Consider the following 10,114-nt stretch of genomic DNA (forward strand, 5'->3'; position numbering starts at 1 on the left):
ATCGACGAAATTGTCGACCTTGGCGAGCTTGATGCGCTTTCCGGTGGCAAGGCTCTCGCTCAGGCTTGGCGCGCCGGCCGGCTCGCAAAAGACGAAGCGCGTGTCGCGGCGCTGGTCGGCGAAATAATGCGTCACACCCGCGGCCAGACCGCCGCCGCCGACCGGCAGCATGATGATGTCGGGCATCCGGGCGCCAGGCATCTGGCCTGATATCTCGTAGGCGACAGTCGCCTGCCCCTCGATGATATCCTTGTGGTCGAACGGCGGCACCATATGCGCGCCGGCACTTTCGGTGAATTCGAAGGCGGCGCGGTAGCAGTCGTCGAAAAAGTCGCCGACCAGCCTGATCTCGACGAACTCGCCGCCGAACAGCCGCGTCTTGTCGATCTTCTGCTGTGGCGTCGTCACCGGCATGAACACCACGCCCTTTTTGCCGAAATGACGGCACACGAAGGCGAAACCCTGCGCGTGGTTGCCGGCGGAGGCGCAGACGAACAGCTCGGCATCGTTGCCGGCGTCGAGTGCCTTGCGGAAGAAGTTGAAGGCGCCCCTGATCTTGTAGGAACGCACCGGCGACAGGTCCTCGCGCTTCAGCAGCACGCGCGCTCCGGTCTTTTTCGACAGATAGTCGTTTTCCTGCAGCGGCGTTTCGGGGAAAATCTGGCGGATCGCGGCAGCGGCGGCAGCGACGCGGGAGGAGAAACTGGTCATGGCAAGATCACCCGGGTCGTCTGTGGGTAGCGCAGCATGCATTTGGTTTGCCGCGACACGGTGGTCGCAAACCTAGCACACGGCGCGTGCGTTTGATCCCAGCCTATTGCATATCCAATCCCGCGAAGCCATTGTCCGGCCGGTTCATGCGCCCCGTCACGGGGTATTCCCAGAATCCTTGCAAGCACTTGGAGGCGTTTGTTCATGCCTGTCGCACCGGTTGCCCTGAAAACCATGTCGCTGCCGGAATTCGGCGAGCCGACGGTGATGCCGCTCGTTGCGCGCACCACCTACGAGGCACGCATCGGGGCACTGGCGGCGCGCGGCAGCAGGTTCGGATTCGATGCGTTCGTCGTCTATGGCGACCGCGAGCACGCGGCCAATGTCGCCTATCTCACGGGCTACGATCCGCGTTTCGAGGAAACGCTGCTGGTCATCGTTCCCGGCAAACAGCCGAAACTCCTCGTCGGCAATGAGGGCTGGGGCTATGCCGAGATCTGCGATGGACCTTACGAACGTGTCCTCTACCAGACGTTCTCGCTGCCGGCGCAGCCGCGCGACCGCTCGCCGGCGCTCCTCGATATCCTTGCCGACTGCGGCCTGAAAGCCGGCCAGCGCATCGGCGCCATCGGCTGGAAACCGTTCGGTCCCGGCGATGCCGGCTTTGGCGAAACAACCCTCGACTTGCCCTCCTTCATCGCCGACACGCTGCGCACGCTTGCCGGCGACAAGCACACTGTGGTGAATGCGGCGAACCTTTTGATGAACCCGGCAGACGGCCTGCGCGCGATCAATGAAGCCGACCAGCTCGCGTCCTTCGAATTCGCCGCGACCTATTCGTCGCAAGGCCTGCGCAACGTCCTAGAAGGCATCGAACCCGGCATGACCGAGTTGCAGGCGGCGCGGCTGATGGGCATCAACGGCTACCGCAATGCTGCCACCTCATGCTGTCGGCCGGCAAGCGCGCGCCCTATGGTCTGCCAAGCCCCCGCCTCGACGTCATCAAGCGCGGCGATCCGATCACCATGGCCTATGGCCTCCACGGTTCGCTCAATGCCCGTGCTGGTTTCCTGACCGAGGACGCAGCCGAGCTTCCGCGTGATATAAGCGACTATGTCGAAAAACTGGTCGCGCCCTATTTCGCTGCCGTCGTCGACTGGTACGAGACGGTCGGCATCGGCGTTACCGGCGGCGCCTTGTGGAAAGCCGTGCACGACCGCATCGGCGATCCGTTCTTCGGCGTCTCGCTCAATCCCGGCCACCTCGTCCACATCGACGAATGGATGCATTCGCCGATATTCGCGGGCTCCGACATCGCGCTGAGATCCGGCATGGCGCTGCAGGTCGACATCATTCCGGCAACCGGGACGGATTATTTCACCACCAACATCGAGGACGGCATCGCGCTCGCCGACCAGGCCCTGCGCGAGGAAATCGCCGCGCGTCATCCCGAAGCCTGGCGCCGCATTGAGGCGCGCCGCGCCTTCATGACGGACGTGCTCGGCATTCGTCTCAAGCCGGAAGTGCTGCCCTTCTCCAACATCCCGGCATTCCTGCCGCCGTTCTGGCTTTCGCGCAACAGTGCGATGGCCGTCGCCAGACGCTGAGCGCATTTCGGCCGGCCATGACTTACTTCTGCCGCACTTCGACTGTCCGGGAGGGTTCGCGGAGGTTGGATAGGCCTTTTGGCCGGAGTGGAATTTCAGAGTTGAAGAAGATCAGTATCATTGCGCTTGCCTTGCTTGTTGCCGGCTGCGGCGGCCGGCAAACCGAGGAACTGCTCGGCAGTGCCATTGTTTCCGCGCCGGTGACGGAAATTGCCGGCAACCACTCGATCTTCATCGCCACGACGCGCAAGCGCTCCGACGACCCCAGCAAGGTCTTCGACCGCGAGCGCTCGGCCACGCTGAACTATGCCCGCGTCAACGTCACCGTGCCGGGAAGCCACGAAACCGGCCAAATCGAGCGGCGCTCGCGCGGCAAGTCGAACGACCCGGCCAAATACTTCATGGCCTCCGAGGTCGTCGGCTACGACACCGCGCCGAAATTCTCCAGCGCGCTCAGCGCCGACATCGCCGCGCGTGGCGGCCGCGTCATGCTCTTCGTCCATGGCTACAACACCGGCTTCGACGCCGCAGTCTACCGCGTCACGCAGATCGCCCATGATTCCGGTTATCCGGGCACACCGGTGCTGTTTTCCTGGGCGTCCGGCGCCAAGACCAGGGACTATGTCTACGACAGGGAAAGCGCCAGTGCTGCCCGCGACCAGTTGGAAGTGACGCTGAGGATGCTGGCGCAGACCGGGGCGCGACGCATCGACATCGTCGCCCATTCGCTGGGAACCTGGGTCACCATGGAAGCGCTGCGCCAGCTCGCCATCAACGGCGACCGCGATCTCGGCGGCAAGCTCGGCGACGTGGTGCTGGCCTCGCCCGACATCGATGTCGACGTGTTCAAGAGCCAGATGCGCCGCTATGGCAAGCCGAACAAGCCGTTCATCCTGCTCCTGTCCGACGACGACCGGGCGCTGCGGCTCTCCGGCCTGATCGCCGGTTCGCGGCCACGCGTCGGCGACTACAAGGACGCGGCCGACCTCGCCGACTATGGCGTGAGCGTCGTCGATCTCTCCAGCGTCAAGGGATCGGATCGCTTCAACCACACCAAATTCGCCGACAACCCAGAGCTGGTGAAGATGATCGGCCAGCGTCTGCGCGAGGATGACGGATTTGCCAGCGATCGCGAGGTGACCGACCGCATCCACCTGCTCGGACAGTAGGTGCGTTCCACGCCCAGTTCCGGAGGCTTTCGTCGTGCATGTTCACGATTGCGGCACCATCGGGTCACTTTCAACTGGACCAGGCCGGGCTCTGGCTCTATCGAAATAGCGAGCGACGTCACCAGGTTGACGTCCCCTCTGCGGGAGCCTGCGTGACCGTGCCTTCGAAGATTTTTCTCGTCGTGGCCTTCGCGCTCGCTGTCACCGGATGTGCCGGCAGGAGCACGCACGACCTTCTCAACAAGACGACTGTCACGGTGCCTGCCTCCGACATCGCGGCCACGCATGAGATCTTCGTCGCCACCACCCGCAAGAAAGCCACCACCGATCCGCGGCAGGTGTTCGACGGCAATCGCTCGCTGAGCACCAGCTTTGCCCGCGTCGAGGTGACGGTTCCGAAGGTCCATCAGCTTGGCGCCATCGAGCGCGTCAAAGGGTCCGCCAACAGCAATCCGGCGAAGGATTTCACCGCGACGAATGTCGCCTTCTATGAAGGCGCCCCGCAATTCGCCAAGGCGGTCGGCGCCGACATCGCCATGCGCGGCGACCGCGCGTTGGTTTTCGTGCACGGCTTCAACAACGGTTTCGACGACGGCGTCTACCGGCTGACGCAAATCGCGCACGATACGAAATATCCCGGCACGCCAGTGCTGTTCTCATGGGCATCGAGCGGCAAGACCACGGGCTACATCTACGACAAGGAAAGCGCCAATGCCGCGCGCGACGATCTCGAAGAGACGCTGCGCATGCTGGCCAAGACGAAGGTCAAGAGCATCGACATCATCGCCCACTCGATGGGCACATGGGTGACGATGGAGGCGCTGCGTCAGCTTGCCATCACCGGCGACCGCGATCTCAGCGACAAGCTTGGCTATGTCATCCTTGCCTCGCCCGACATCGATGTCGATGTGTTCAAGAAGCAGATGATCCGCTACGGCAAGCCCGACAAGCCGTTCGCCATCCTGCTTTCGGGCGACGATCGCGCCCTCAGGCTCTCCTCCTTGATCTCCGGCGACAAGCCGCGCGTCGGCGACTATGGCGATGCGGCCGACCTCGCCAGCTATGGTGTTTCGGTGGTCGACCTCACCAAGACCAAAGGCGGCGACCGCCTGAACCACGCCAAATTCGCCGACAACCCGTTCCTGGTGCAGTTGCTTGGCGACCGGCTGCGCGCGCCGGCCGGCCTGGCATCGGAAGAAGCCAATCCGGCGCAGCCAATCGACAATCTCGGCCAGGGCATAGGCAAGGCCGTCGGCTCCGTCGCCGAGATCGTCATCACCACGCCGTTCAGGGTACTGACCATCGCCACCGGCGGATGAGTAGCGTCTGAAGCCTGGACTAATTTCAGTCGCCGATTTCAGACAAACAAATCGACTTTCTGGAACGTCGTCACGTCGATCAGGCCGACATCGGAAATCCTCAGTTCCGGGATGACGACCAGCGCCAGCAGCGAATGCTGCATGTAGGCGTTGTTCAGCGAACAGCCCATCTTGCGCATCGCCTCGGTCAGCTTGTCGGCCTTGGCCGCGACGATTTCGGCGCGCTCGTCCGACATCAGCCCGGCGATCGGCATTTCGACCAGTGCCACTTCCTTGCCCTTGGAGAACAGCACGACACCACCGCCGACCTCGCCCAGCCGGTTGACCGCCAATGCCATGTCCCGCTTGCTGGTGCCGACGACGATGATGTGGTGCGCATCATGCGCCACGCTGGAGGCCATGGCGCAGTCGGCCATATAGCCGAAACCTGAAACGAAGGCATTGGTGACGCCGCCGGTGCCCCGGTGGCGCTCGACCACCGCGATCTGGCAGACGTCGTTGCGGCGGTCCATGGCGACCAGCCCGTCTTCCACCGGAAGATCGGCCTCGAGAGCCCGCGTCGGCGCCTGGTTCTCGATCACGCCGATGACCCGCACCCGCACCTCGTTGGCGCCCATCGGCGCCACGATGTCGAAATCCCCTGACTTGAGCTTCTTGCCGAGCTTGACGGTGTTCTTCGCCGTCTTCGGATAGTCATAGGCCGGAATGTCGATTTCGAGCTTGCCGCCCTTGGCCAGCCTTACGCCGCGGCCATAAACCTCGTCGATGGTCATTGCGGCCAGATCGGAGACGATCAGCAGATCGGCGAGCCGCCCCGGCGCGATCGAACCCAACTCGCGCTCCAGCTTGAAATGCTGGGCGGTGTTGAGCGTCGCCATCTGGATCGCCGTCACCGGCTTCAACCCCTGGCTGATGGCGTGCCGGACCACTCGGTCCATATGGCCTTCATGGACAAGCGTGCCGGAATGGCTGTCATCGGTGCACAGGATGAAATTGCGCGGATCGAGTCCGCTCTCCGTCACCGCCTTGATCTGCGAGGCGACGTCGTACCAGGCCGAACCCAGCCGCAGCATCGCCTTCATGCCCTGGCGGACGCGGGCGATGGCGTCCTCGGCGCGCGTGCCTTCGTGGTCGTCCTCGGGGCCGCCGGCGACATAGCCGTGGAACGGCAGACCGAGATCGCGCGAGGCGTAATGGCCGCCGACGGTCTTGCCCGCCCTCACCGTCGCGGCGATCTCGCCCGACATCACCGGATCGTTGGCCGAGACACCGGGAAAATTCATCACCTCGCCAAGCCCGATGATGTTTTCCCAGGTCATCGCTTCTGTGACATCTGCGATCGTCAGCTCGGCGCCGGCATGCTCCAGCCCCGGCGCGGAGGGCACGCAGGACGGCATCTGCACGTGCACGTTGATCGGCATGGCGACAGCCTCGTCATGCATCAGCCGCACCCCCGGCAGGCCGAGCACGTTGGCGATCTCATGGGGGTCGATGAACATCGAGGTGGTGCCATGCGGGATAACCGCGCGGCAGAACTCCGTCACCGTCACCATGCCGCTCTCGACATGCATGTGCGCATCGCAAAGGCCCGGCACCAGATAGCGCCCGCCAGCGTCGACTACTTTGGTGCCCTGCCCGATGGCGTGACCGGCATTCGGCCCGCAATAGGCGAAGCGGCCGCCGGCAATGGCAATGTCGGTGCCGGCGATAATCTCGCCGGAATGGACGTTGACCCAGCGCCCGTTGCGGATGACGAGATCGGCGGGCCTCCTGCCCATCGCCACGTCGACCAGATGCGTCGCCACCTCGGCCCAAGGTTTTGGTTTCGTCGCATTCGCGGTCTTCGCCATGAGGACACTCCTGTTTGCCCGACTGTGCCAAGCCGATGGCGTTTTGACCAGCGCGATCAGCGGATCGCTCAAACGCTACCAAGTCTTCACGTCGCGTTGCGAGTTCCAGGGCAATCGCTTCAGGTTCGCGCTGCCCCTCATCCGCCTGCCGGGCACCTTCGCAAAGGATTTCGCCAATCTTCAGCGTTGCAGAAAGGACGCCGGCGTTGCGGCCGGCAGGCGGATGAGGGGCGGCGGCGACTTCGAGAGTTGGTCCATCGCGGGACAAGTTTGTTCCTGCTTTATGACGGCAGTTATGCTAGGAATTTATTCATAGTGCTGATTTGCGCCGACGACCCGCCGCCGAGGCGGGTTTTTTGTGTCGGCGCCGGCCGCTAAGAGTCCTCCCGCTGTTCCCTGTCGCGGCAGTTGAGAAGCTCGACCAGATCGTCGGCCTCTTCGATGGGCATGTCGATCAAGGGGACGCCCACCTCGACAACCGGCAGGCCCGTGAACACATCGATGATGTCCCAGGTGCCTTCAGGTGTCTTCTCAATGTCGTATCGTTGAGCCATGGGGTGGAGGGAAGACCTGGCGCGTTACCCGGTCATCGCTCGTTTGGGCTCCGGCATTGCGGAAATGGTTCCCGCCCGGCCTGGTCAAGCGCCTCAAGCAATGCGGCAAGAGTGCTGGGCAGCCGGAGGTCGACAGCCAGATTTAGCACGTCGTGTAAATGCCGGCGATTGTCTTTGGAACGGATCAATTGCCGTACGGCTTCGGCAACAGACTTCCCTTGTCCTGTGTCAAACTCTGTCATGTTCGGGGTTCCAGTAGCTTTACCGAAACTCAGCCGCTACGAAATAGTTCCAGCGATCTTGTTTGAATCTCAACGGGTGACTGGTCCGTCGCTGGGTTTCGTTCCTCGCTGCCTCCTTCGGCGGTTTGCTAAGCTGAGTTCGAAGCCTGCGGCAATGCCGTGGTCGTTGACTTCCCACCTCAAAAAGATGTTGGATCGACAATCCGAAATCCGCAGGGGGGAGCACATGACCCGTTTCTGGAAAGCGTTCGGTTTCGTCACCCTGTTTGTCGTCATGGCGGGCTTCGCATCCGCTGAAGAACGCTGGCAGACCTTGCCCGAGCCGGCGGCCATGCCCAAGCCTGAGCAGAGCGGCTACGCACCGGTCAACGGCATTCAGATGTACTATGCCGTTTTCGGCGCCGGCGATCCGGTGCTGCTCATCCATGGCGGCCTTGGCCATGCCGACATCTGGGCAAGCCAGGTGGCAACGCTGTCCAAGACCCACAAGGTGATCGTCGCCGACAGCCGTGGCCACGGCCGCTCCACCCGCACCGATCAGCCCTTTGGCTACGATTTGATGGCATCCGACTATCTGGCGCTGCTCGACCACCTCAAGATCGACAAGACCGCGCTTGTCGGCTGGAGCGACGGCGGCATCATCGGCATCGACATCGCGCTCCACCACCCCGAGCGGCTGACAAGGCTCTATGCGCAGGCCGCCAACGTGACCACCGACGGCGTCGACCCGGGCGTCATGACCAACAAGACTTTCGCCGCCTATATCGAGCGCAGCGGCAAGGACTACGCCCGGCTTTCCAAGACGCCCGGCGAGTACGACGCCTTCGTGACGCAGATCAGTCACATGTGGGAGACGCAACCGGCGTGGACCAAGGAACAGCTCGGCACCATCACCACCCCGACGGCGATCGTCGCCGGCGACCATGACGAAGCGATCAAGCGCGAGCACACCGAATACATGGCCACGGCGATACCCGGCGCCAAGCTCATCATCCTGCCCAATGTCAGCCATTTCGCCTCGCTGCAGGCGCCGGATGAATACAGCCAGTCGGTGCTCGATTTTATCGACGCGAAGTAAAGTCATCGTCCAGGCCACGGATGGCAGAAGACGGCTTGACGGCCTTTGTCTGGCGTCTGAAAAGGGCTGGCCTGCGGACGTGGCGGAATTGGTAGACGCAAGGGACTTAAAATCCCTCGATCTCTGATCGTACGGGTTCGAGTCCCGTCGTCCGCACCAGCAACAGCGGCAGCCTCACCGGTCGGTCACTTGTTCAGATCCGGCCGGCGGCGCACCTTGTGCCTGCGCGCAAAGCAGATCGGCGGGCGGCTCAGACAGCGGATCAGGCGCGGATCGGGTTCAGCTTCAGATGCTGGATCAGGATGATCGTCTTGGCATCGATAATGCGGCCGTCGTAAATGCCGGCCAAAGCCTCATCGAGCGGCATTTCCAGAACCTCGATGTCCTCGCCCTCTTCCGGCGCGCCGCCGCCGTCCGAGATGCGGTCGGCGGGCGAGTAGCGCGCGACGAAGAACCAGAGCCGCTCGGTCACGCTGCCAGGGCTCATATAGGGCGCAAACAGCCGTTCGACGTCCTTCAGCCGGTAGCCCAGTTCCTCTTCCGCCTCCTTGCGGATGCAGGTTTCCGGATCGTGTTCATCGAGCAGGCCGGCACAGGCCTCGATCAGCGGCTCGCGGTGGCCGGTGACGTAGGCCGGGTAGCGGAACTGCCGCACGAGCAGAACCGTCGAGCGCTCGGGGTCGTAAGGCAGGATCACCGCCCCGTCGCCGCGATCGTAGGTCTGGCGGATCTGCGTCTCCCATTGGCCGTCACGCCGGCGATAATCGAGGACGGTCTTTTTCAGGATGGCCCAGTCGTCGGAAAGGACTTCTTCCGAACGGATGCGAATGCGGTCTTCCATGGTGAACTCCGTGCTGCCGGTGGCGAGGCGTAACCGCGAACCGGCGTTTGCGCAATCCCGGCAGCATGGCAGCCGGGAAGAGGCCAGGGCAATCGCATATGGGCAAGAGCCCCCTCACCCGGATTGCCAACCGAATTGCGAAGAGCAATTCGGGGCAATCCGACCTCTCCCCGAGGGGAGAGGAGGTCGCCAGCGTTGATGCCGACCTTTTCTCCCCAGCGGGGAGAAGGTGGCCGCCCACGGGTCTTGCCTTCGGCAAGCCCGAGGACAGGCTCCGCGGCCGAATGAGGGGGACTCCCATATGCGATTGCTCTGCCCTTGTGGGGAGAGAGAGGCAGATTCGCCGACGGCGCCTGCTCCAGATTGGGCGCGCCATCATTTCCTGAGCAATTGGTCCAGAGGCGCGCTTCACCGCCTCGTGTATGGCGCAGGCGCAATCCATTGCCTAAATAGCGGCAACCCCTCCCCGGAGTTTTTTGATGACCACATCCCTTTTCCAGCCGATCACGCTTGACGGCCTCACCTTTCCCAACCGCATCGCGGTCGCGCCGATGTGCCAGTATTCCGCCGATGACGGTTCCGCCAGCGACTGGCACCTGTACCACTGGATGAACCTGGCGATGTCCGGCGCCGGCATGGTCACCGTCGAGATGACCGACGTCGAGCGGCGCGGCCGCATTTCGCATGGCTGCCTCGGCCTTTATTCCGACGACAACGAGGCTGCCGCCCGACGCGCGCTGGAT

General features: G+C 63.2%; 10 protein-coding genes, 1 tRNA gene and 1 pseudogene. 8 read left to right on the top strand and 4 right to left on the bottom strand.

Going from position 1 to position 10,114, the window contains the following annotated elements:
- The coding region (locus tag E5W87_RS29930; protein ID WP_292405855.1) for a pyridoxal-phosphate dependent enzyme at window positions 1–711 on the bottom strand (711 nt) is incomplete at its 3' end.
- Window positions 712–915: 204 nt separating this feature from the next.
- Here E5W87_RS29930 and E5W87_RS29935 point away from each other — a divergent pair.
- From E5W87_RS29935 to E5W87_RS29950, 4 genes are all read left to right on the top strand, one after another.
- On the top strand, window positions 916–1,785 hold the full coding sequence (locus E5W87_RS29935) for an aminopeptidase P family N-terminal domain-containing protein (RefSeq protein ID WP_292405858.1): 870 nt from the start codon (window positions 916–918) through the stop codon (window positions 1,783–1,785).
- Window positions 1,737–2,318: a hypothetical protein gene (locus E5W87_RS29940; protein WP_292405861.1), complete on the top strand. Its 582-nt coding sequence runs from the start codon at window positions 1,737–1,739 to the stop codon at window positions 2,316–2,318. The genes E5W87_RS29935 and E5W87_RS29940 overlap by 49 nt, the downstream gene beginning before the upstream one ends.
- Before the next feature lie 101 nt (window positions 2,319–2,419).
- Window positions 2,420–3,487, top strand: coding sequence for an alpha/beta hydrolase (locus E5W87_RS29945; protein ID WP_292405864.1), 1,068 nt, complete (start codon window positions 2,420–2,422; stop codon window positions 3,485–3,487).
- A 152-nt stretch (window positions 3,488–3,639) separates the two neighbouring features.
- The gene (locus E5W87_RS29950; protein ID WP_292405867.1) at window positions 3,640–4,806 is read left to right on the top strand and encodes an alpha/beta hydrolase; all 1,167 of its coding nucleotides are present in this window, start codon (window positions 3,640–3,642) and stop codon (window positions 4,804–4,806) included.
- A 38-nt stretch (window positions 4,807–4,844) separates the two neighbouring features.
- On the opposite strand, the gene ade is transcribed toward E5W87_RS29950, so the two are convergent.
- Entirely contained in the window at window positions 4,845–6,656 is a 1,812-nt protein-coding gene (ade, locus tag E5W87_RS29955; RefSeq protein WP_292405870.1) for an adenine deaminase, read from the bottom strand.
- Window positions 6,657–6,699: 43 nt separating this feature from the next.
- Between ade and E5W87_RS29960 the strand changes: the two genes are divergently transcribed.
- Window positions 6,700–6,972: a hypothetical protein gene (locus E5W87_RS29960; RefSeq protein ID WP_292405873.1), complete on the top strand. Its 273-nt coding sequence runs from the start codon at window positions 6,700–6,702 to the stop codon at window positions 6,970–6,972.
- Between the two features lie 58 nt (window positions 6,973–7,030).
- Here the strand turns inward: E5W87_RS29960 and E5W87_RS29965 are convergent, their stop codons facing one another.
- Window positions 7,031–7,210 carry a hypothetical protein gene (locus tag E5W87_RS29965; RefSeq protein ID WP_292405876.1) on the bottom strand — a complete coding sequence of 60 codons (180 nt, stop codon included), beginning with the start codon at window positions 7,208–7,210 and terminating at the stop codon, window positions 7,031–7,033.
- Window positions 7,211–7,678: 468 nt separating this feature from the next.
- Here E5W87_RS29965 and E5W87_RS29970 point away from each other — a divergent pair, with 468 nt between their 5' ends.
- Window positions 7,679–8,530 carry an alpha/beta fold hydrolase gene (locus tag E5W87_RS29970; RefSeq protein ID WP_292405879.1) on the top strand — a complete coding sequence of 284 codons (852 nt, stop codon included), beginning with the start codon at window positions 7,679–7,681 and terminating at the stop codon, window positions 8,528–8,530.
- A gap of 73 nt (window positions 8,531–8,603) precedes the next feature.
- Window positions 8,604–8,689, top strand: a tRNA-Leu gene (locus E5W87_RS29975).
- 103 nt (window positions 8,690–8,792) lie between these two features.
- Here the strand turns inward: E5W87_RS29975 and E5W87_RS29980 are convergent.
- Complete coding sequence (locus E5W87_RS29980; RefSeq protein ID WP_292405884.1) at window positions 8,793–9,371, bottom strand: NUDIX domain-containing protein; 579 nt, start codon at window positions 9,369–9,371, stop codon at window positions 8,793–8,795.
- Between the two features lie 479 nt (window positions 9,372–9,850).
- On the opposite strand from E5W87_RS29980, the pseudogene E5W87_RS29985 reads away from it, so the two are divergent.
- Window positions 9,851–10,114: pseudogene (locus E5W87_RS29985) on the top strand (oxidoreductase); the annotation flags it as partial.

Origin of the sequence: Mesorhizobium sp. (assembly GCF_004962925.1) — a bacterium.
In the GTDB taxonomy this organism is placed as follows: Bacteria; Pseudomonadota; Alphaproteobacteria; order Rhizobiales; family Rhizobiaceae; genus Mesorhizobium.